This window comes from Bacillus solitudinis (assembly GCF_002797395.1).
GTDB classification, from domain to species: Bacteria; Bacillota; Bacilli; order Bacillales; family Bacillaceae_D; genus Halalkalibacter_A; species Halalkalibacter_A solitudinis.
In genome coordinates, this window is record NZ_KZ454943.1 from 1,313,845 (window position 1) to 1,335,551 (window position 21,707).

The 21,707-nt window shown below is 38.2% G+C and carries 21 protein-coding genes; 4 read left to right on the plus strand and 17 right to left on the minus strand.

What is annotated here, in order from left to right; translation table 11 throughout:
• Window positions 1–10: 10 nt before the first annotated feature.
• From CEF19_RS06425 to CEF19_RS06465, 9 genes are all read right to left on the minus strand, one after another.
• A complete protein-coding gene (locus tag CEF19_RS06425; RefSeq protein ID WP_100405324.1) occupies window positions 11–1,615 on the minus strand; it encodes a Na+/H+ antiporter NhaC family protein in 1,605 nt (534 codons plus the stop codon).
• 139 nt (window positions 1,616–1,754) lie between these two features.
• A complete protein-coding gene (gene yunB / locus CEF19_RS06430; protein ID WP_100405325.1) occupies window positions 1,755–2,525 on the minus strand; it encodes a sporulation protein YunB in 771 nt (256 codons plus the stop codon).
• Between the two features lie 128 nt (window positions 2,526–2,653).
• The gene (locus CEF19_RS06435) at window positions 2,654–3,139 is read right to left on the minus strand and encodes a dihydrofolate reductase (protein WP_100405326.1); all 486 of its coding nucleotides are present in this window, start codon (window positions 3,137–3,139) and stop codon (window positions 2,654–2,656) included.
• Window positions 3,136–3,930, minus strand: coding sequence for a thymidylate synthase (locus CEF19_RS06440; protein ID WP_100405327.1), 795 nt, complete (start codon window positions 3,928–3,930; stop codon window positions 3,136–3,138). The genes CEF19_RS06435 and CEF19_RS06440 overlap by 4 nt, the downstream gene beginning before the upstream one ends.
• Window positions 3,931–4,150: 220 nt before the next feature.
• Complete coding sequence (locus CEF19_RS06445) at window positions 4,151–4,993, minus strand: carbohydrate ABC transporter permease (protein ID WP_100405328.1); 843 nt, start codon at window positions 4,991–4,993, stop codon at window positions 4,151–4,153.
• 2 nt (window positions 4,994–4,995) lie between these two features.
• Entirely contained in the window at window positions 4,996–5,937 is a 942-nt protein-coding gene (locus CEF19_RS06450) for a carbohydrate ABC transporter permease (protein ID WP_100405329.1), read from the minus strand.
• Between the two features lie 91 nt (window positions 5,938–6,028).
• Entirely contained in the window at window positions 6,029–7,393 is a 1,365-nt protein-coding gene (locus CEF19_RS06455; RefSeq protein ID WP_227521930.1) for an ABC transporter substrate-binding protein, read from the minus strand.
• A gap of 16 nt (window positions 7,394–7,409) precedes the next feature.
• Entirely contained in the window at window positions 7,410–8,444 is a 1,035-nt protein-coding gene (locus CEF19_RS06460) for a Gfo/Idh/MocA family protein (RefSeq protein ID WP_100405330.1), read from the minus strand.
• A gap of 80 nt (window positions 8,445–8,524) precedes the next feature.
• Window positions 8,525–9,277 carry a sugar phosphate isomerase/epimerase family protein gene (locus CEF19_RS06465; RefSeq protein ID WP_100405331.1) on the minus strand — a complete coding sequence of 251 codons (753 nt, stop codon included), beginning with the start codon at window positions 9,275–9,277 and terminating at the stop codon, window positions 8,525–8,527.
• A 484-nt stretch (window positions 9,278–9,761) separates the two neighbouring features.
• Here CEF19_RS06465 and CEF19_RS06470 point away from each other — a divergent pair, with 484 nt between their 5' ends.
• From CEF19_RS06470 to CEF19_RS06485, 4 genes are all read left to right on the plus strand, one after another.
• Window positions 9,762–10,313 carry a helix-turn-helix domain-containing protein gene (locus tag CEF19_RS06470; protein ID WP_100405332.1) on the plus strand — a complete coding sequence of 184 codons (552 nt, stop codon included), beginning with the start codon at window positions 9,762–9,764 and terminating at the stop codon, window positions 10,311–10,313.
• 184 nt (window positions 10,314–10,497) lie between these two features.
• The gene (locus tag CEF19_RS06475) at window positions 10,498–10,854 is read left to right on the plus strand and encodes a cupin domain-containing protein (protein WP_100405333.1); all 357 of its coding nucleotides are present in this window, start codon (window positions 10,498–10,500) and stop codon (window positions 10,852–10,854) included.
• 31 nt (window positions 10,855–10,885) lie between these two features.
• Complete coding sequence (locus tag CEF19_RS06480) at window positions 10,886–12,130, plus strand: Tm-1-like ATP-binding domain-containing protein (RefSeq protein WP_100405334.1); 1,245 nt, start codon at window positions 10,886–10,888, stop codon at window positions 12,128–12,130.
• Window positions 12,120–12,941, plus strand: coding sequence for a phosphoenolpyruvate hydrolase family protein (locus CEF19_RS06485; RefSeq protein ID WP_100405335.1), 822 nt, complete (start codon window positions 12,120–12,122; stop codon window positions 12,939–12,941). Before CEF19_RS06480 ends, CEF19_RS06485 begins: the two co-directional genes overlap by 11 nt.
• 98 nt (window positions 12,942–13,039) lie before the next feature.
• On the opposite strand, the gene CEF19_RS06490 is transcribed toward CEF19_RS06485, so the two are convergent.
• From CEF19_RS06490 to sufD, 8 genes are all read right to left on the minus strand, one after another.
• Window positions 13,040–14,143 carry an HD-GYP domain-containing protein gene (locus tag CEF19_RS06490; protein WP_100405336.1) on the minus strand — a complete coding sequence of 368 codons (1,104 nt, stop codon included), beginning with the start codon at window positions 14,141–14,143 and terminating at the stop codon, window positions 13,040–13,042.
• 169 nt (window positions 14,144–14,312) lie between these two features.
• Window positions 14,313–14,621, minus strand: a complete 309-nt coding sequence (locus CEF19_RS06495; RefSeq protein ID WP_100405337.1) for a YunC family protein — start codon at window positions 14,619–14,621, stop codon at window positions 14,313–14,315.
• Window positions 14,622–14,697: 76 nt separating this feature from the next.
• Window positions 14,698–16,065: a bifunctional metallophosphatase/5'-nucleotidase gene (locus tag CEF19_RS06500; RefSeq protein WP_100405338.1), complete on the minus strand. Its 1,368-nt coding sequence runs from the start codon at window positions 16,063–16,065 to the stop codon at window positions 14,698–14,700.
• A gap of 257 nt (window positions 16,066–16,322) precedes the next feature.
• Window positions 16,323–17,162, minus strand: coding sequence for a DUF72 domain-containing protein (locus CEF19_RS06505; protein ID WP_100405339.1), 840 nt, complete (start codon window positions 17,160–17,162; stop codon window positions 16,323–16,325).
• A gap of 130 nt (window positions 17,163–17,292) precedes the next feature.
• Window positions 17,293–18,690 (minus strand): Fe-S cluster assembly protein SufB, encoded by a 1,398-nt coding sequence (gene sufB / locus CEF19_RS06510; RefSeq protein WP_100405340.1) that lies wholly within the window; start codon window positions 18,688–18,690, stop codon window positions 17,293–17,295.
• 26 nt (window positions 18,691–18,716) lie between these two features.
• Window positions 18,717–19,166, minus strand: coding sequence for a Fe-S cluster assembly sulfur transfer protein SufU (gene sufU / locus CEF19_RS06515; RefSeq protein ID WP_100405341.1), 450 nt, complete (start codon window positions 19,164–19,166; stop codon window positions 18,717–18,719).
• Window positions 19,156–20,376, minus strand: coding sequence for a cysteine desulfurase (locus CEF19_RS06520; protein ID WP_100405342.1), 1,221 nt, complete (start codon window positions 20,374–20,376; stop codon window positions 19,156–19,158). Before CEF19_RS06520 ends, sufU begins: the two co-directional genes overlap by 11 nt.
• Window positions 20,376–21,683, minus strand: coding sequence for a Fe-S cluster assembly protein SufD (sufD, locus tag CEF19_RS06525; protein WP_100405343.1), 1,308 nt, complete (start codon window positions 21,681–21,683; stop codon window positions 20,376–20,378). The genes CEF19_RS06520 and sufD overlap by 1 nt, the downstream gene beginning before the upstream one ends.
• Between the last annotated feature and the right edge of the window lie 24 nt (window positions 21,684–21,707).

Consider the following 21,707-nt stretch of genomic DNA (forward strand, 5'->3'; position numbering starts at 1 on the left):
ATGCCTTTACTCATTTAATCAAAGCATTACTACTCTTTTTCAAGAATAAAATGACTACTAAAAGTAAAACGAAAGCCGTAAATAATGCAACGACCACACTTGCTGTCATTCCTAATATAAGATATGACACAAAAGTAATAACGGCTCCGATTATCGCGTATGGCAGCTGTGTGACAACATGGTCAATATGATGACTACCTGCACCCGTTGAAGAGAGAATCGTGGTATCTGAAATAGGTGAACAATGATCACCAAATATCGAACCTGCAAGGACCGCAGCAAGCATCGGCAGCAGCAATGTTATATCTAATACAGCTGCCATTTCTCCTGCAATGGGAAGCAAAAGACCAAAAGTACCCCAAGACGTCCCCGTCGAAAAGGCTGCGAAGCCAGCAATTAAAAATAAAGCGGCGGGTAAGTACATCAAGGGGATGTTCCATTCTGTAATTAATGAAGCAAGATACTCACCTGTACCAAGCTGACTAATAATCGAAATAATCGTCCAGGCTGCCAGTAAAATATAAATCGCTGGAAGCATGGACTTCATGCCTTCACCCATTGACTTAAATATCCCTTTTAGGTTTCCCTTTAGTCCATTTAAAAGAAGAGTAACGATTAAACCCACAACTCCTCCATAGACAAGTGACGTAGCAACATCTGTATTCTCAAATATCGCAAGTAGGGATGCTTGTCCATCCACTGCTTGTAACCCTGTAAGTATCATAAAATATATGGTTGATATTACCAATGCCACTATTGGCCATATTAAATCACCAACAGTTCCTTTATTACTCGTCAGCAACTCGCTATGTTCTCCCGGAGGAGGACCGCTTGCAAGGTCAACTAAGTCACCACTTTCTAGGGCACGCATCTCATGAGTTTTCATTGAACCAATATTTATATTGAAGTAAGCCACCGCTAAAACAAGAATTAAGGCCACTACCGCATAAATATTCATTGGAATCATCAACATAAAAGCTGTCAATGCCTCATACTCTGTCACTCCATGTGTGGTTAAAATCCCCGCAATAATTGCGATAATATAAGCACCCCAGCTTGAAACTGGCGCTATCACACAAATAGGAGCAGCAGTTGAATCAACAAGATAAGCTAATTTAGCTCTCGAAACACGATGTCGATCCGTTAAAGGACGACTTACGTTACCAACCGTCAAGCTATTGAAATAGTCATCGATAAACACAACAATACCGAGTACGATCGTTAACATTTGCGCGCCACGTCTCGTTTTCACCCGCTTAATTGCCCATTCACCAAAGGCTCGACTTCCGCCAGAGAACGTTATTAACGCCGCTATCATCCCAAGCAATAATAGAAACAAAATAATAAATAATTCCCACGTATTGATCGCAAAACCTGATGCAATAATCGCTCTCGTAACCTCGGTAAACGTAACAGAACCAACTTCACCATAATCAAAGAAAATCGCCATCACAATCCCATAAATATTTGCAAATGCCTTGATCGGCTGAAAGCTATCTAGAAGTAGCGCCCCAATAAGTATTCCAACCCCAAGTGAGGGAATGACTCGTCTCGTCACTATAACCATAACGAGCGCTAAAATCGGCGGTACTAAAGAAAGAATTGATGTCTCCATACGTCATATATTTCCTTTCTAAAAAGAGCTAATCTTACCATCCTAACATACATAGAAAAAGACAATAATGGGCTACATTACTGCCTTTTATCGTTATTTGGCTAGACTACTATATCATGTTCGACACTTAATGACAATGTTAATTAGAACCACTCGAAGATGTTGGAGTATCTGAGGGGATAATCATTCCCCCCTCTGCATAAACATCCGGAACAGGACCTTGAATATTTAAAAAGCCGATAGGAATTGTAGTCTTTACCGCTTCTGTATTTGTTGCAAATGGAATGACAATTTTAACATCAACAATAACGTCAAAATTAACACTGATATTCGTGTTGTTAATCCCTGTGTTTTTTACTTCATAATTATAATCTGTCTTCACATCACCAATCGCTGAAAAGCGAACGGGGATTTGAGGACCTAATTGAGCAAGAAGGGCATTATTCGTTGCTTGCCCAAGAGGAACAGTATAAATAATTCCTCCATCCGCACTCGGTTCACCATCTATCCCTAAATCTTCGTCTGTAATGGAAATATCAAATACCTCTCCTTGTTCAATCGCTTTCAGATGGCGTTGTACACGGTTTGTTGCTTCCGACAACACACGATTATAAATTTGCGTATTAAACTGGACAGTTTTTACATTCCCATCTGCATCCTCTGTTAAAATAAATAAATCTTCTTGACTAAGATCACCCGTTATTTTTTTATTAACTGCGTCGTTAATTGCCTTTGTTGCAATGACTCTAGTTTCTGTTGTAGCAATTTCAACTAAGGTTGGGCGTATTCCCTTTTCAATAATCCATAACCCTTGTATTGTTAAAATGACAAAAATAATAAAAGATAAAAGCAACACATACCGGAACGGTAGCGGACCTTTACGGGGTCGTATTTTTTTCCGGAAGCTCATGATGAAAAACCCCCTTCGCTTTCAGTCTATGCAAAGGGGGTAGACAGTTTGACCTTAATTTTCAAGAAAAGCTGTCAGCAGCCTTTTCTTGAAGCAATTTAATTACTAAAGATCTCCTCTAAACAACCCTAATTTTTTCTCTCATACATACAAAAGTCATGCGGGTAGCGATTTCGTTCATCAATAATACCAGCTTCCTTAGAAACGAGCGTCCACTCCTCTTCAGAAATTTCCGGGAAAAAGGTGTCTCCCCCAAACGTTTCGTGAATGTTCGTGACATATAAACGCCTAACATCATTCCACATTAATTTAAATACCTCTGCCCCACCGATGACAAAGCATTCCTCCTCAGCAGAAATCATTGCTTTTACTTCATCTACAGTATGAACAACTTCGCATCCAGGAGCGTGAAACGATTCGTTTCTCGTTAATATGATATTTCTACGCTTTGGTAATGGTCGCCCTATTGATTCATATGTTTTACGTCCCATCACAATCGTGTGGTTAGTAGTGATTCGTTTAAAATGAGCCAAATCAGCAGGAAGATGCCATGGTAAATCGTTATCTTTTCCAATCGCTCGCTGCTTATCCATGGCGACAATAAATGAAATCATACTGCCACCTCACCTTTTATATGGGGATGAGGGTCGTAATTCTCTAAGGTGAAATCTTCAATCGTAAAATCGAAAATTGATTTCACGTCCTTGTTGATATTCATTGTAGGCAGAGAACGTGGCTCCCGAGTCAGCTGTAAATTCACTTGGTCAATATGATTTGAATAAATATGAGCATCCCCCAATGTATGGACAAATTCGCCAAGTTCCAAATCAGTCACCTGTGCAACCATCATGGTTAACAAAGCATAGGAAGCAATATTAAATGGTACCCCGAGAAAAATATCTGCACTACGTTGATATAACTGACAAGAAAGTTTCCCATCATTTACATAAAACTGAAAAAAACAGTGACATGGAGCTAAAGCCATCTCATCAATTTCCGCTGCATTCCAAGCACTTACGATTAATCGGCGTGAGTCAGGGTTGTCCTTAATTTGTTGAATAACCTCTGATATTTGGTCAACGGTTTTCCCATTGGCCCCCTCCCATGAGCGCCACTGTTTTCCATAAATAGGCCCAAGTTCACCATCTTCATCTGCCCATTCGTTCCAAATGCGAACATTATGTTCTTGAAGATACCGGACATTGGTCTCTCCTTTTAAAAACCATAGTAATTCATGAATAATCGAACGAAGATGAAGTTTTTTCGTCGTAACTACCGGAAACCCCTCTTGCAGGTTAAATCTCATTTGATAACCGAATGTACTAATTGTCCCCGTCCCCGTTCGATCTGCTTTCTCCGTGCCGCCATTTAATACATGCTTACATAAATCTAAGTATTGTTTCATTCATTGATTACTCCTTTTTCATTGGGAAATTCACCAATGTTATTATCTGAAAGCAACAAAATTATAATGCTTTTTATTCTATTATTTCATAGATAATTAAACAAATCTAGAAATGCATATTTTTCAATTCCCAAATTTAAGATTCTCAACGAGGTAAATGAATTTATTCCATACAAAAAGACTGTTCAACATTATTGAAGAACAGTCTTAGAACTTTTCATTATCCTTTAACCCCCCCAGCTGTTAACCCTGCTACAAAATATCTTTGGAAGAAAAGAAATAGGAGCATCATCGGTATAATCGTCATAATCGAACCTGCTATTAAGATATCAAGGTTGTCTTCATAAGGACTAATTAATGCGGTTAAGCCAATTGGTAATGTGAAATTTGTTTCAGTTCTTAACACAATTAATGGCCATAATAAGTCATTCCAGCTTCGCATACCTTGTAATATTGCCATTGCTCCAAATGCTGGAAGCATTAATGGCATCATAATTCTAAAGTACAAGCCATATTCAGAACAACCATCTATTCTACCTGCATCCATCAGCTCACGCGGTAACCCTGAGGCAAACTGCCTAAAAAAGAATATCGCTATTGGTGCAATGGCAAACGGAGCGATAACTCCTGTATACGTATCAATTATCCCTAAATTTATAATCATTCTATAAAGGGGTAAAATAAGAATCTCAGTAGGTATCATCATAACAACTAGTACTAAAACAAATAATATATTTTTACCTTTAAAGTCATATACTCCAAAGCCATACCCTACGAGGGAGGAAAACAATAATGAAAAGAACGTATAAAGAACCGTTACAATGATACTGTTTTTATACCAGTGAAAATACAAATCTCCTGTTGATGAAGCAAACAACGTTCTAAAATTATTAAGACTCATCGATTCCCAGTTAAGATTTAAATCGACTCCATAACGCATCAGATCCGCTGTTGGTTTAAAGGCAGCAAGTAACAGAGCATAAAATGGGAAGAGCACAATGAGACATACAATGATAAAGTAACTTACAAGAAACATGGATGCCATCCTGTTTTTCTTTTTCATGCTTAGCCCTCCTTTCTAAACAATCCGAAGAATTTTAGCTGAATGATGTTTACAACTAATACGATAAAGAGCAACGCCATTCCAATTGCAGAACCAAACCCTAAATTTCCATAAGAAAAACCTTCTTGAAACAAGTAACCAACAATGGTTAAACCAATGTCATTTGGTGAACCTGTTCTCCAAAACACATAACTTTCCGTGAACATCGAAAAACCGCTGTAAATCGTGACTGTTAGGACATAAATACTTACTGGTTTCAAAAATGGTAGAGTGATATGGAAAAACTTCTTTAACGTACTTGCCCCATCGATTTCTGCTGATTCATAAAGGTCTTTCGGTATGCTTTGTAACCCCGCTAAAAAATAAAGGATATTAACACCCATCCAACGCCAGCTAGCTAAGGCAACCATTAAAAACATCGCCGTGTTCGATTGCATTCTCCATTCCTGCGGAGAAAAACCGAGTGTCATGATAATTGAATTTAAGAAGCCTGTCTCTGACTCGGCAAATAAAATACGAAAAATTACACCACCTACAACAACAGAAGTTAGTGCAGGAATAAATAAAGCAGATTTAAAAAAGTTTCTAAGATGCGTTAATTTTGAATGTAAAAAAACAGCCGTGATTAGAGGAAATGGAATCAAAATAACGATTGTCCAAAAAGTAAACTGGGCACTATTAGAAAGTGCTTTATAAAACTGTGGAGTGTTTAATCCCTCGTAATTTTTAAAGGCGATAAATCTGCTGTTTGAAATATTAATCTCCTGAAAACTCATAATTATTGTACTAATAATTGGATACAAAAAGAATATTAGAAAAGCAGCAACAAAGGGAAAAACAAAAAAATAGGGAGCAAACTTTGGTGAATAAAAAAACTTCGTTATTTTTTTTCTTTTTTGTATCGTGGGCAAAACATTTGACACTTGCTGTTTTTCAAGATTCATGTGTTCACCCCTTATATAATTTGGAGAACTCACGAGATTCTTATCCTCGTGAATTCTCTTGGGTTCACTATAAATTAGTACATTCAATTTTTTATTTTTGTGTTCTTCGTACATCATCCGCTACAGCCTTAATCGTCTCTTTTACATCTGCGCCTTCTCTTATCACTTGATACATCAATTGGTTTTGAACCTGATCCACTGCTCTAGTAGTATCATCTGTGATATTTACTGGATTAATATCTTCCCGAATCGTCGACAACATTTCAAAAATCTCATTTCCAAATAATCTAGTAAATTCATTATCTTCACTCATTTCAGGAGCATCCCAAACATCCCATCTTGGCGGCTCAGAACCGAGTTTCGTCCATAAGGCGATATTGCCCTCCTCAGACAATTTTGCAAATTCCATAAAGCGTTTCGCTAAATCTACATTTTTCGATTGTTTTGTAATCGCTGTTCCCGTTCCCCCCATACCAGCAGATCTTGATCCACCCTTTTCCCAAGCAGGCATTGGCGTTATGACAATATTTCCGGCCATATTGGGCATATAATCCCTAAAACGACTCATATACCAAGCTGGCATAACAACTGAAGCTGCACCATTGTCCGCAAAGAAGCCAAAGTACTCTTCTGCTGAATGGTCACCCCCTGGCGCTGGTATAGCAATTTCATGAACATGAACCATATCTGAAACAAACTGCAATACTTCAGTATTAATCTCGTTATCGATGATGACACTGCCATCATCGCCGATTAAGTCAGAGCCCCGTTGAGAAATTAGTGGCCAGAAAGACCATGCTCCAGGTGCTTCGATTGTCGTCATAGGCTTACCTGTTTTCTCTTTTACTACTTTCCCCGCCTCAACAAATTCATCCCACGTTTCAATTGTTAAAGGATCAATTCCTGCTTCATCCATTATTTGTTTATTGTAATAAGTGACAGTTGCAGCAACCTGTGTTGGTAAGCCATAATAAGTTCCGTCTTTGCTATAGTTCGTAAAACGTGCCGTAACTGCTTTATCAAGAATCGGTTCAACAATGTCATTTAATGGAACTAACTCAATATCTTCTTCAGACCCTTGAAGAAAACTCGACCATTTTTTAATCTCAATATTCGCTAGATCAGGAGCACCTACACCCGATTGAAGTGCAATCAGAAGTTTGTTATGCATCTCCTCAAAAGGGTAGTTCGTCATTTCTAAATTAATTGGCTCATCTGGATGCTCTTCATTCCATCTATCGAGCATATGAGCAAAGTGGTCTTGATGATACGCAGCAAATGTCCATAAAGAAAGTGTTGTTGGTTCATTAGATGTGACTTCTTGCTGCTTCGTGCTATCTCCGCTACCTTCAGATTGTTGTTCTGAAGAATTACTACTCTTGTCACTACAGCCAACTAAGAGTAATAATCCAATCATTAAAAGACCCATTATTAATTTCGGAAGATTATTTTTCATATTTCCCCTCCTATGCTTAATTTTTCACAAACTTTTCTTCTAAAATCCCATCTGAATTAAAAGTAACAATTCTTTGTTCTGCCGCAGATCGATAAGAAGCCTCTAGTAGTGAAATCGTTCTTAAATTATCCTCAGAGCTATTTGAAGCGTTTTCATAGTTTTCGATAGCCATTAGCAATTCATTAAGCCCTCCAAACGCCGAATCAGGTTTTAAGTCTTGCCCGCCCGTGGGGTTTTCCCATACTTTTACAGGTTCTTTAGAATCCTGTTGATATAACGAGATATTCGTATAGTCCGCAACGAGAGTCCCTGTTTCCCCTACAACAATCAGTTCTGTTCTTCGGAAAGGAGAAGATAAACTTTGTGAATAAGACACAGTTACACCATTTTGAAACAAAATTTGGACTGAGGAATCAGTATCACCTTTGCAATTAATCGCCGGAGAAGAATACGTCTGACAAACTAAGCTTTTAGCCTCACTGTTTAAAATCCATCTAAACCCGTCTAGCCAATGGACACCCATAACTGACAGGGAATTTCTTTCACACTGCGTTCTCCATCCTTGATCTTGTCGAAAATAATAGTCTTGAAACTTGACGGATGAAACGCTACCGATTTCTTCGTCAGCAATTAAATTTCGGACAAAGTCAAATGGATAATGTTTTCTAAAGTTTTGATTTATACTTATTTGAACTCCATGTTTTTTTGCTTTGTCGGTAATTTCTTGTGCTTCTTTTAATGTTTCTGTGAAAGGTTTTTCACAAAATATCGGTATGCCGGCCTCGATTAATGGAAAGATAACATCCTTTCGAATAATTGATGGCGTACAAACAACCGCAACATCAATGTTACTATTATCGATAAATTCAGTTAACTCGGTATATCTTTGCTCAATATGGTACATATTTGCTCTTTCTTTTAAAATATCTTCATTAGGATCACAAATTGCAACAACTTCAGCTCGTTCTTTATTTTTCATTAAACCGTCTAGATGCATTTTGGTTACATGCCCAGCACCTACAAATCCTACACGATAACGTTTTGTTTCCATTATAAAACCTCCATCTTCAGGAATAATATTTTCACTTTATCTAATTTTCTGAAATGAGTTTTTTCAATAATTATACTAGTCTAATTTATGAGGCCTTCCTTCATATAACGATAGCAATCTCGCATACCTTGTAAAATACCACTTCCACTTTCTTCGTCTGCAGAAATCCAACCATCATACTCAATTGTCTGAATTGCTTTGAAAATCGGTTTAAAATCAATGATTCCTTCACCAAGAACTTTCCAATCTCCGTCAGCAAAATCTTTCATATGGAAGTTATCAATCCTGTCTTTAAACGAGTAAATCACTTCAGCTATATCTCGAATTCCTGATGCATAAAGGTGGGCGGTATCCACAGTTAAATTAACTGAATCGCCTCTCACATTATCAAAAAACACATCAAAGTCACTCCTATACATGACCGGTTGATTATGATGATGATGAAGAGAGAGTTGAACTCCAAATTGTTCGTAGGCTTCCTTCCCTAATTCAGAAAGCTGGGAAGCAAATTTTTTTAAATCGTCCTCGACTATTTCATTACGGGGAATACCATGACAGAAAACAATCCTTTCTACCCCTACTGTTTGTGCGAATGCTAGGATGGATTTCATTTCTTGATGATTATGCTCGTCTAATTTACCGCCAGCAATCAATGCTGATGCTACCCCTTCTTGGTTACCCCATTCCTCTATAAAAGAGCCTGGATTGTTAAGGTAAGGTGCATATTGTCCGTATTTTAATTGAAGGCCATCATATCCTACCGAACGATAATTCAGGAATAACGTTTCTCGTTGCTCCTTTGTAGCAGTTGGTCTTGAGAAGGCAAATTTCATTAAAAGATCGACCCCTTTTCATACACTTAGTTAGTATTAACAAAATATATCGAATACTCACCTCCCGCTTTCTGTAATTTTATTCTAATTCAACAATGTTGAATTATCAATATATTTTTTTAATTAAATTAAACTTTATTTAGCTATAATTCGAGTTACTTGTTCATAAACTGATATATTAACACTTCTCTCTCCCTTTCTATCTTACTAATAAAGTGAATTTTCGTTATTCTGTTGTTAAATCCTTTAAAAAACCTCGCATTCTAAATAGACACAAGGTAGTAAAATCGAATCAAAAACAATACTCCTAATAAAAGGTAATATTTTTACATTAAAGCAAATGGATAATATATACTAAAATCAATATGAAATAACGTAAAACTCGCTATTAATTCAACTTATTTGAATATAGATACACAATATCTTTTCTTTTTGTTTCTTCCATGTATAATAATAAATAAAGATAATAGAAAGGAACATATATATGCAAATAGGAAAAAAATTAGGTACTAAAATACGCTTTATCCGAAAACAACAAAATAGAACACTAGAAGAAGTGTCTTCCTATTGTGGGTTCACAAAAAGTCTTCTATCAAAAATCGAAAACGGTGTGACAACTCCTCCAATTGCTACATTAATGAAAATAGCTGAGGCACTAGGAGTTTCCGTATCTAATCTACTTGACGATAATGAAGAGAGCGGAACAATTTGTACGCTAGAATCTACCTATAAAGATAGTCAGCGCTGGATTAAAACTGAAAAAGGCTACTCTTTTTATGCTTTTGCAGCGGGGCGACAAGATAAAATTATGCAACCCTACTATTTCATAGCAAAAAAAGGAGAAGTTAAAAAACATGTCCTTTCTCATAAGGGAGAAGAATTCCTATTTGTCTTGGAAGGTCAGATGAAATACAAAGTAGGAAATACCGAATATACATTAGGACCAGGAGACTCAATTTACTTCACATCATTAGAAGAACATACCTTAACTCCTTTATCAGAAGAAGTTAGATATTTAGCTATATTTAGTAGTTAACCATAGACTTAACAAAACCTATTCATCCTTCATTCCGTAGGGTCGAATAGGTTTTGTTTTTTGAAATTTAATTTGAATTTTATTAAATAAGTTTATCTAAAATAAAAAAACACTTGTTTTATTCAACATAGTTGAATTAAAATAAAAACAGAACCAAACCAAACTAAACCCTAAGGAGGATTTTATGGCTACTATTACTGATTTAAACAATGAAAAATACGTTTCAGATATGGATTGGGGTAAAATTCAGTGGCTCTGCGGTAATCACATAGATGCTGATAGTGAAATGACTTTCGGTATGGTTTATATTGAAGCTGGAAAATCAAACCCCCGACATTATCATCCTAATTGTGAAGAACTAATTTTTGTATTATCAGGTGAATGTGAACATTCCTTAGGAGATGAATCATTTCACCTAAAACCCGGAATGATGCTTAGAATTCCTAGAAATGTTCTACATGACGCTAAAGTCACTAGTTGGGAACCGTGTAGAATGCTTATTATGTATTCATCACCCGATAGACAGACAATTGGGGAATAAAATATCTTTATCATTTGAGAGGAGTTAGACGATGGGTGGCAAAGTCGTTTTAATAGGTGCTCTAGATACGAAAGGTGAGGAGTATTTGTTCGTAAAGAATATTTTCAATAAAAATAATATTCAAACCCTCGTTATAGATACGAGTGTACTTGACGCTCCATTTTTCGACCCAGATATTAGTTCTAATGACGTTGCTCTCGCTGCAGGCAGTGACCTTCAAACACTAAAGTTAAATAATGACCGAGGAAAAGCCATTTCTATTATGACAATGGGTGCAAAACTCATTATCGAAAAATTATCCAAAGAAATTCAAATTGATGGTGTCTTCGGTATGGGAGGTACAGCAGGTACTACAGTTGCTGCGAACGCTATGCAATCGCTCACGATAGGAATACCGAAAGTTCTTGTATCTACTGTCGCTTCAGGAAATACACGACCATATGTCGGAGTAAAGGATATTACTATGATGTATTCCGTTATTGACATAGCCGGAATTAATCAATTGTCTAGTAGAATTTTAAGTAATGCTGCTTATGCCTTAGTTGGAATGGTTAAAAACATCTCTAATTCTTACAACTATAATACCTCTAAAACAATGATTGGCATTACAATGTTCGGGGTCACTACCCCCTGTTGTAACCTAATTCGAGAACAGTTAAGGGATTTGGGATATGATGTGCTTGTCTTTCATGCAACAGGGGCTGGCGGTTTAGCCATGGAAGAACTTATTAAATCAGGTTTTATTAAGGGAGTAATTGATGTAACAACTACTGAACTAGCAGATGAATTAGTCGGTGGAGTTTTTAGTGCAGGGCCTGATCGTCTATTAGCGGCTGGGGAAGCTGGTATTCCACAAGTAGTTTCAGTGGGTGCCTTAGATATGGTTAACTTCGGTTCTCCAGAGACAGTGCCAGAAACATACTCCGATCGACAATTTTATCAACATAACCCAACAACTACATTAATGAGAACTACTATAGAAGAAAATGAAACTTTAGGGAAGCGGCTAGGAGAAAAGCTAAGTCTCTCAAATTCTCCAGTTACAGTTATGTTCCCAAAAGGAGGTGTTTCTCTCCTCGATACTCCTGGTAATGAATTTAATGGCCCAGAACATAGAGAAGCATTATTAAAAGGAATTAAACTAACTTTAAGGAAGGATATCCCTCTAATTGAACTTGATGAAGACATTAATCACCCATCTGTTGCTACTATCATGACACAAACCTTTTTAAGGCTGTTAGAAGGCAATCTAAAGGAGGATAAACATGTCCATTAGTCGGAAAGAAATTTTAGAAACACTTCACAAGCAAATCAAGGAATCAACACCCATAATAGGCGGAGGCGCTGGTACCGGAATCTCCGCAAAAAGTGCAGAAGCTGGTGGTATTGATTTAATCATTATTTATAACTCTGGAAGATATAGAATGGCAGGTCGAGGTTCATTAGCAGGTCTTATGCCATATGGCGATGCAAATCAAATCGTAGTAGAGATGGGAAACGAAGTGCTACCAATAGTCAACCATACTCCTGTTCTTGCTGGAGTTTGTGGAACCGATCCTTTCCGGTTAATGGATATATTTTTAGCAGACTTAAAACGTTTAGGCTTCTCCGGAGTCCAAAACTTCCCTACGGTAGGCCTTTGCGATGGGGTCTTCCGTCAGAACTTAGAAGAGACCGGCATGGGTTATAACAAAGAGGTCGAAATGATTCGGAAAGCCAATAAATTAGATTTATTAACAACCCCTTATGTGTTCAATGAAGAAGATGCTATTGAGATGGCAAAAGCAGGAGCAGATATATTAGTTGCTCATGTAGGTTTAACAACAAAAGGTAGCATTGGTGCAAGTACTGCACTCACCTTAGATGAAGCAACTTCTCTTGTCCAAAGAATACACGATGCTGGAAAATCGGTTAAGCCAGATATCATTGTTCTTTGTCATGGTGGACCGATTTCTGAACCAGAAGATGCAGCCTATGTATTGAAAAACACAACAGGTGTGGCTGGATTTTTCGGTGCCTCTAGTATCGAGCGCCTCCCTACAGAAAATGCAATTGCTAATCAAGTTAAAGCATTCAAATCCATCTAAACACTTTCTGGTCTAAAATTTAGGGAGCAACAAATTAATATCTACTATTTAGGTTATCCGGATGAATTCTGGCTAACCTTTCTTTTGATTTATTTCAACTAAACTTCTGCTCTTGCTAATGTTGATTCTGTCTCTATTATGGTAACATTAATTTCCTTCATAAGATCTAAGTCATACGGTGTTTCTAGATTAGTCTTTCCGTCAGAAATGACCCGGACGACTGGTCTGGAACTTAACTGTTTATTTTGCTTAATGACAATAGCTACCCTTCCATCATTAAGCGTAAGCGTTAATCCAACTGGATACACGGCAATCGCTCTACTAAATGCTTCAACTAGCGTTTTGTCAAATTGTGTCCCTACTCCAGCGTACAGTAGCTCTAAGCCTTCATGCGGAAGCATCGGACGACGATAAACACGATGGGAGGTGACCGCATCAAAAACATCCGCAATCCCAAGTATTTTACCATAAGGATGTATCTCCTCAGCCTCTAAACCTTGAGGATACCCACCACCATTTAAGCGCTCATGATGTTGAAGGGCGCAATGCGCAGACAGAAGAGAAATATTCGGTAAATTCCTTAAAAGGTCAAAGCCCGCCTTCGGATGCTTTTTCACTTCTTTAAACTCTTCTTCTGTTAAGCGACCTGGCTTAGCCAAAATCTCCATTGGAATAACCATTTTTCCAATATCATGTAATAAAGCACCTACTCCAATTTCCAAGAGCTGTTTATCAGTAAAATTAAGCTCAACTGCCAAAGCTAACGCATAGACCGTGACATTTAAAGAGTGCGTAAAAATATAACTATCGTAGACATAAACATCTGATAGCAAGGCTAAGGTGTCTGGATTACTTTTAATATCCTTTAGAATCGATTCAATAACGAGTGAAAAACTTCGACTTAAATAATCTCCATTTACTGACTTTTTTAATTTAGCATCTTTTGCAATTGATTCAAATTCCATTTTTATAGATTTAAGGGCTGTTTGTTTTGTTTGGACCGAGATAACATCCTCAGCGATAATATCTTCTGTACGTTCATCATGGATATAAATGAACGCAATGTCGAGGTTTATTAAACGAGCAAGTACTCTTTCTGACAAAACCGCTCCTTCAAATAAGAGAGTTTGTCCGTTATCATTATAAATCGGTTTACCAAGTTTCACACCTGGTTCTACTGACTTAGTAGCAACTAATCTCATTTGGCTCTCCCTCTTAGTTAGCATTAATCATAGTTAGTATTCATCATACTTAGTTTACAACAAAACCTCGAATCTGCAACAAAAACTATTAAAATCCGACAAATTTCACTGATCAGAGAACTAAAAAACCTCAGAGCCAATGTTCGACGCTGAGATTTTTTAGTTATTATTATTTATACTTCATTTTAAGTAAAGCATCTTTACCCTTCATCCCAGGTGAAATTCCAAGTTCCTCTGCTTCAATGGTAACTGACTCGAGAGGAGCATCTAATAACTGATCAATGGTACGAACTCCAACTGCTCGACCCGCTACAATCTTACGCTCTTTCAGCTTCGCATTTAATAATCCCACATCCAGCGCCCCACACATAATATAGCCAATATCATTCATCACAGCCATAAAATTTGTTTTTGGTAGCTTTAACGTTACGGCGATAAACGTTTCACCCTCAATTTTAATCGGGTTCATTTCAATCATTCGTTTCACGCTCCTTATGTTAGCTCAGTCTTTCTCTATATAGCGTATGAGCAATTTCCATAAGTCGTGAATGATATTATGACCACTTTTGCTTAAGTTTCCAAGATAAGATATCCCGTAAAAACTCAGGCATGAAATAAGCCTTATAAGACGAGTCAGAGACGCAGGGATAAAGGTGTCCAAATGTGTACATATCAAGGGTCGCAATTTTATACTCACGATCCTCTTCCAGTTTCTCGCCGAGAATTAAAATATCAAGAGCGTCATCTCGATCAGCAATAGTAATCCCACTATACAACATATGTCCAAGTACTTTACCTCGAAATCCGAAGCCTCGTAGTTGCAGGGTTTTCATTTCATTCGTAAGTGACCGTTTAATCGTTTGATAGAGGTCTTTACCAGTTAATTTAACTACGCATGGATTAATCGGGTGAGGGCACATTCGATGAATATCACCTCTTGTCAAAATACCCGCACGGATTGATTCAAGCAATACCCCTGAATTCATCATCCCAATCTCTTCCCCACACCACTCAGTTACAGCATCACAAAGTAATCTAGCTGCTTCTGTTTCCTCTTCCCATGATACCGGAAACGTTTTTGGTATAACAGCCACCGGCTCGGCCAACGTCTTTTCTGCTACATCTTGAAGCGTTTTTATTAATGCGCTTGTTTTAGGATTTTCTGGGGAAGTGTCAGTTTGGAAATCGATGAGCTGTACGGATTCCCAAATGATTGATTTTTGCTGATGATCATAGTCAAAAGTAATTTCACCTAAGTATGCACCTAATTTTCCAGCTTGGGCAATCATTGTCTCACGAATGTGCTTTCCTTGATGAAGAACATCATGTGTATGAGCACCTAATATTAGGTCAATCCCTTCGATTGTCTCGGCAATCTCTTCATCTCGGGCTAGTCCTAGATGGGATAACAATATAACAACATCAGATTTCCCGTTAATTTCCTCCATTATTTCTCTTAAAAGCTCAATAGGGGGCTCAATCGTCCATCCTAATTGTTGATAAAACCTTGTGAACGGGGCAGTTAAACCAATAATAGCAATTTTAAGGCCGCTTTCCATCTGATGAACATGATAAGGTGCAGCCCACTTAGGTCTTGTTCCATCTTGATGAAACAAGTTAGCTACTAGTACCTGAAATGTAGCCTGTTCATATAAAGAACAAAGCTGTTCCTTTGAAAATGTAATCCCCTCATTATTTCCAATTGTTGCAAAATCAACCCCAGCTTCGTTTAAAAGAGACACATTTCCCTTGCCTTCGGTAGCCTCTGTAATGGGATGCGAGCGATCTGCATGATCGCCAATATCAAAAAAGAGTGTTTGTTCATCACGATGTTTGTTTACGTAGCCTACAATCTTTGGCCAATAATCAAAACAACTGTGAACATCATTTGTATGAAATATCCTAATTCGCTCCGTTTTCATGACAATTCAATTCCCCTTCGTTCTAAACCAACATTCATCGATTAAATGATCAGAACAGCAATGATAATTAAAGTATATAAATAAAATGAATGGAACTTTAATCCTTTTTATTTCCCTGAAATCTTAAAAGGTGCATTCTCTGCGTGAAGCTTCCCATTCCCCAAACCCTGAGAGGATGACCACCTCTTCTTATTTTCTCAAACCTTGAGAGGATGATAATACGTATCCTCTGCGTGAAGAGGAAGACCACCTCTTCACTAAAATAAGTCGAGTTGGCGGGGGTTTAGTCCTTTGTAGTCAATTTCTAGCATTGAAATAAACTCCAAGGCATTTTCAGCAGCGTCTCCGCCTGAATTATTGTTAAAAATAATGTAGATGTCTTCTGATTCTTTATTTAAGGTTGATAATCTAACTTGCCATTCCTTCAGTTCCTCGCTGTTATAACGATACAAATAGCGAACTTCTCTCCACCGACCATCCCCCGGGTCATTCCAACCGTAAAGATTGCGACCATGAAAACGAATTAACGTCTTTTTTGGATTTGTTGCCTTCAATATAATTGGTACCGATCCCATTCCTGCTTGGGGCTCATCACAGATGCTATGAATCCACTCCTCATCATTCATAAATGAAAGGGTCCTTTCGCAAACTTCTGGTAAGAACCATGATTGATGACGAAATTCTAAAGCCAACGGGATTTCACTTAACCTTTCTCTCATATAACGCAAATATTGTACATTTTCCTTTTTACAATCAAACCAAGGTGGAAACTGACAAAGAACCATTCCTAATTTATCAGCTTTTTCCATGGGCTGAATTGAATCAAGAAAAGCATCAAACATCTCCTCTTTTGATTCAAACCCAGTAGTCTGCTGATGCGTTGTCATCCCTTGGAAAGCTTTCACTATAAATTGAAAAGAATCTGGTGTTTCTCTCACCCATTTTTCCATATTTCTTTTCGGCTGAATTGCATAGAAAGAAGAATCAAGTTCAACAATTGGGAAATAGCTTGAATAAACATCGAGCCCTTTTTTAGTCCCTGTTCCCTTATATAAAGAAGGATGGTCTCCCCAGCCAGCTAATCCTATATAAATCAATGTAGTCACCTTTTTACTTAAATATGTACTATATTCAGGTTTGATTCAGTATGTCCGATTGACTGAGTCAAACCTGAGTATAATGATGAATGAAAAGCGAACCCTTTTGGATTCGCTTTTCATTGTACTATTAACCGATTGAACCTTCCATCTCAAACTTGATAAGACGATTCATCTCAACTGCATATTCCATTGGAAGTTCTTTTGTAAATGGCTCAATGAAGCCCATAACAATCATTTCTGTTGCTTCTTGTTCTGAAATCCCACGGCTCATAAGATAGAAGAGTTGCTCTTCTGAAACCTTTGACACCGTTGCTTCATGCTCAAGCGTGATATTGTTATTCAAAATCTCATTATATGGAATGGTATCAGACGTTGATTCATTATCCATAATTAGTGTATCACACTCAATTTTTGACTTAGATCCATCTGAGCGACGACCAAAGTGACAAATTCCACGGTACGTTACTTTACCACCGTGCTTAGAGATCGATTTAGAGACAATAGTAGACGAACAATTTGGTGCTAAATGCGTAACTTTCGCACCAGCGTCTTGGTGTTGACCTTTACCAGCAATGGCAATTGAAAGGATCGTCCCTTTTGCTCCTTCACCTCTCATAATTACAGCTGGATACTTCATCGTTAACTTCGAACCAATATTACCATCAACCCATTCCATTGTTGCACCAGCATCAGCAACTGCACGTTTTGTAACAAGGTTAAAAATATTTGGTGCCCAGTTTTGAATGGTTGTGTAACGGCAATAGGCGTTCTTTTTAACAATAATCTCAACAACCGCACTATGAAGTGAATTTGTTGAGTAAACAGGCGCTGTACATCCTTCAACATAATGCACTGAACTTTCTTCGTCAGCAATAATAAGGGTTCTTTCAAACTGTCCCATATTTTCTGAGTTAATTCGGAAATACGCTTGAAGTGGTGTTTCCGACTTGACTCCTTTTGGTACATAAATGAACGATCCACCTGACCATACTGCTGAGTTCAAAGCTGCAAACTTATTATCAGTTGGTGGAATAGTTTTACCGAAATGTTCTCTAAAAATTTCCTCATGCTCTTTAAGAGCATTATCCGTATCTGTAAAAAGAATACCTTGCTCTGTTAACTCTTCCTTCATGCTGTGGTAAACTACCTCAGATTCATACTGTGCTGAAACACCAGCCAAGTATTTTTGTTCGGCTTCTGGAATACCTAATTTATCAAAAGTGTTCTTGATTTCCTCTGGCACTTCATCCCATGACTTCTCTGATTTCTCTGATGGTTTAACATAATATGTGATTTCATCAAAATTCAGTTCAGACATGTCGCCACCCCATTGTGGCATAGGCATTTTATAAAATATCTCAAGAGACTTTAAGCGGAAGTCTAACATCCACTGTGGCTCTTCCTTCATGCGCGAGATTTCTTCAACGATCTCAGGTGTTAAACCACGCTTCGAACGAAAAATCGAAACATCCCGATCCGAAAAACCATATTGATACTCACCGATATCTGGCATTTTTTTAGCCATTGTCGAAACCCTCCTTAAGATTATACTTACTCTGGTTTATTTTCGTGGTCATGCAGCCCTTTTTCCATGGCCTTCCACGCTAACGTTGCACATTTAATCCGTGCCGGAAATTTTGAAACTCCTTGCAAAGCTTCAATATCTCCTAAATCAAATCGGTCTTCGTCATACTCTTTTCCTAACATCATACTCGAGAAAATTTCTGACATGGCGTTGGCTTCATCGGGGGTCAACCCTTTTACAGCCTGTGTCATCATTGAAGCAGAAGCTAAACTAATTGAGCAACCTTCTCCGACAAACTTTGCAGCAGCCACTTTACCATCCTCAAGCTTCATTTGAATTTGAATTCTATCCCCACACGTTGGATTATTCATATTAACAGTCAACGTGTCTCCTTCGAATTCTCCACGATTTCGTGGGTTTTTATAATGATCCATGATCACTTGTCGATATAGTGTATCAAGGTTATTAGAAGACATCTCCAAAGTACTCCTTTGTTTTTACTAGTCCAGCCACTAATGTGTCTACATCTTCCTTCGTATTATACAAGTAGAAGCTAGCTCGTGCCGTTGCAGTAACATTTAACCATTTCATTAATGGTTGAGCGCAATGATGACCTGCTCGAACGGCGATGCCTTCAGCATCAAGAACTGTTGCAACATCATGTGGATGGACATCATCTAAATTAAATGTAATCACACCAGCTCGTTTTTTTGGACCAAAAATGGTTAAACCTTCAATTTCAGAAAGTCGTTCCATTGCGTAGCCGACAACTTCATGCTCATGCTTTTCAATTTCGTCAAGACCGATATCAGTAAGAAAATCAATTGCTGCACCGAGTCCAATTGCGCCGGCGATAATTGGAGTACCTCCTTCAAATTTCCAAGGTAGCTCTTTCCACGTCGAATCCTGTAGTCCAACGAAATCAATCATCTCGCCACCAAATTCAATTGGTTCCATACGATTTAGCAATTGTTTTTTTCCGTAAAGTGCACCAATACCAGTCGGACCTACCATCTTATGAGCAGAGAAAGCAAAGAAATCGCAATCAAGCTCTTGAACATCAACTTTCATATGAGGTGCACTCTGAGCGCCATCGACAACCATCACTGCTCCATGCTTATGGGCAATTGCTGCGATTTCCTTCACAGGGTTTACTGTACCTAACACGTTTGACACATGCATGACCGAAACCATTTTTGTATTTTCTGTAATTGTTTCTTCCACATCTGCTAAATCAAGCGTGCCGTCCGCCTGCAAAGGAATATATTTTAAAGTAGCACCGGTTTTCTTAGCGATCTGCTGCCAAGGTATGATGTTGCTATGATGTTCCATCGGGGTAATCACAATTTCATCGCCTTCCGATAAGTTAGCTTCACCATAGCTTGCCGCCACTAAGTTCAGAGCAGTCGTCGTTCCACGGGTGAAAATTATTTCTTCCGTAGATGCTGCCCCGATAAAAGAGCGAACCTTCTCCCGTGCACCTTCATATCCATCTGTTGCAATGGTTCCTAAAGTATGAACCCCACGATGAACATTCGAGTTGTAACGACGATAGTAATCATCAATCTTTTCAATGACAGCAGCCGGTTTCTGTGAAGTAGCTGCACTGTCCAAATAGACGAGCGGATTCCCGTTCACTTCTTGATTTAAGATAGGAAACAACTCTTTAATCTCTTTGGCATTCATTATTTAACTTTCCTTTCAATCGCTTCACGTAATTGTTCTTTCACTGATTCAATTGGAAGCTGGTTAACAACAGGAGCTAAGAAACCGTGAATAACAAGGCGTTCTGCTTCTTTACGAGAAATCCCTCTACTCATTAAATAAAACATTTGTAGCGGGTCAATACGTCCAACAGATGCTGCATGCCCTGCAGTAACATCATCTTCATCAATAAGTAGGATTGGATTGGCATCGCCACGTGCTTTTTCATTTAACATAAGGATACGCTCTGTTTGCTCACCATTTGATTTCGTCGCCCCGTGCTCAATTTTTGTAATTCCGTTAAAAATTGCCGTTGCTGAATCACGCATTACCCCATGCTTTAAAATATAGCCTTCTGAGTGCTTACCATGATGGAAGATTTGTGTGGTGAAGTTTTGCTTTTGCACCCCACGACCAATCGTCACCGTTTTTGTATCTGCCCAAGAACCATCACCAATTAGATGTGTAGTATTCTCAGATACCGTATTTCCATCATTCATTTGTCCAAGCGCCCATTCAACACGAGCATCTCGTTCTACATGTGCACGTCGAACCACATAAGTTATCACATCACTTGCTAAGTTATCGACCGCTCCAAATGCTACCTTTGCACCCGCAGCTGCGTATACTTCTGCAATAATGTTCGCTACAGCAGATTGTCCACTTGCAGATACATAGTTTTCTACATAAGTCACTGAACTATTTTCCTCTGCTACGACAATAACATGATTGAAAAAGCCTGTTTCGACTGTATCAATAGAGAAAACCGCTTGTAACGGTACAGCAACATCAACATTACGAGGAACATAGATGAACACTCCACCATTTAGTAATGCAGCATGCAACGCAGTGAGTTTGTTTTCCTCAACGTTTACCGCTTCACCAAAAAGATACTTTTTCACTAAATCAGCATGCTCTTTAACAGCGGTAGCTAAATCAGTAAAAATAACACCTTTCTCTTTTAACTCTTCGCCAAGCTTCGCATACACTGCTGATGTATCTTGTTGAACAAGTAAGCTTTGCTCAGGAGTTTCATCACCAACTAATGACCGGATTCCTTCTGGAAGTAAATCTATACTATTAACAGGTGCAACCTCTGCTGAAAAGTTAGTAAATTGAGTGAAATTCCACTTGTCAATCTTTGTTTTTTCTGGTCTCGGAAGTGCTAACGTATCAACAAGCTCCAAGCCTTTTAGTCGAATGTCTAATAGCCATTGCGGCTCATTTCGTCCACTCGAAAATGATTGAATCTGTTCTGAATCGAACGTTACTTTCGTGTCCACTGACATACATACCCACCCTTTATTGTTAAT

Bases quoted from the DNA above. Each gene is read 5' to 3' on its own strand.
- CEF19_RS06425 (WP_100405324.1), bottom strand. From the start codon at position 1,615: ATGGAGACATCAATTCTTTCTTTAGTACCGCCGATTTTAGCGCTCGTT.
- yunB (WP_100405325.1), bottom strand. From the start codon at position 2,525: ATGAGCTTCCGGAAAAAAATACGACCCCGTAAAGGTCCGCTACCGTTC.
- CEF19_RS06435 (WP_100405326.1), bottom strand. From the start codon at position 3,139: ATGATTTCATTTATTGTCGCCATGGATAAGCAGCGAGCGATTGGAAAA.
- CEF19_RS06440 (WP_100405327.1), bottom strand. From the start codon at position 3,930: ATGAAACAATACTTAGATTTATGTAAGCATGTATTAAATGGCGGCACG.
- CEF19_RS06445 (WP_100405328.1), bottom strand. From the start codon at position 4,993: ATGAAAAAGAAAAACAGGATGGCATCCATGTTTCTTGTAAGTTACTTT.
- CEF19_RS06450 (WP_100405329.1), bottom strand. From the start codon at position 5,937: ATGAATCTTGAAAAACAGCAAGTGTCAAATGTTTTGCCCACGATACAA.
- CEF19_RS06455 (WP_227521930.1), bottom strand. From the start codon at position 7,393: ATGAAAAATAATCTTCCGAAATTAATAATGGGTCTTTTAATGATTGGA.
- CEF19_RS06460 (WP_100405330.1), bottom strand. From the start codon at position 8,444: ATGGAAACAAAACGTTATCGTGTAGGATTTGTAGGTGCTGGGCATGTA.
- CEF19_RS06465 (WP_100405331.1), bottom strand. From the start codon at position 9,277: ATGAAATTTGCCTTCTCAAGACCAACTGCTACAAAGGAGCAACGAGAA.
- CEF19_RS06470 (WP_100405332.1), top strand. From the start codon at position 9,762: ATGCAAATAGGAAAAAAATTAGGTACTAAAATACGCTTTATCCGAAAA.
- CEF19_RS06475 (WP_100405333.1), top strand. From the start codon at position 10,498: ATGGCTACTATTACTGATTTAAACAATGAAAAATACGTTTCAGATATG.
- CEF19_RS06480 (WP_100405334.1), top strand. From the start codon at position 10,886: ATGGGTGGCAAAGTCGTTTTAATAGGTGCTCTAGATACGAAAGGTGAG.
- CEF19_RS06485 (WP_100405335.1), top strand. From the start codon at position 12,120: ATGTCCATTAGTCGGAAAGAAATTTTAGAAACACTTCACAAGCAAATC.
- CEF19_RS06490 (WP_100405336.1), bottom strand. From the start codon at position 14,143: ATGAGATTAGTTGCTACTAAGTCAGTAGAACCAGGTGTGAAACTTGGT.
- CEF19_RS06495 (WP_100405337.1), bottom strand. From the start codon at position 14,621: ATGATTGAAATGAACCCGATTAAAATTGAGGGTGAAACGTTTATCGCC.
- CEF19_RS06500 (WP_100405338.1), bottom strand. From the start codon at position 16,065: ATGAAAACGGAGCGAATTAGGATATTTCATACAAATGATGTTCACAGT.
- sufB (WP_100405340.1), bottom strand. From the start codon at position 18,690: ATGGCTAAAAAAATGCCAGATATCGGTGAGTATCAATATGGTTTTTCG.
- sufU (WP_100405341.1), bottom strand. From the start codon at position 19,166: ATGTCTTCTAATAACCTTGATACACTATATCGACAAGTGATCATGGAT.
- CEF19_RS06520 (WP_100405342.1), bottom strand. From the start codon at position 20,376: ATGAATGCCAAAGAGATTAAAGAGTTGTTTCCTATCTTAAATCAAGAA.
- sufD (WP_100405343.1), bottom strand. From the start codon at position 21,683: ATGTCAGTGGACACGAAAGTAACGTTCGATTCAGAACAGATTCAATCA.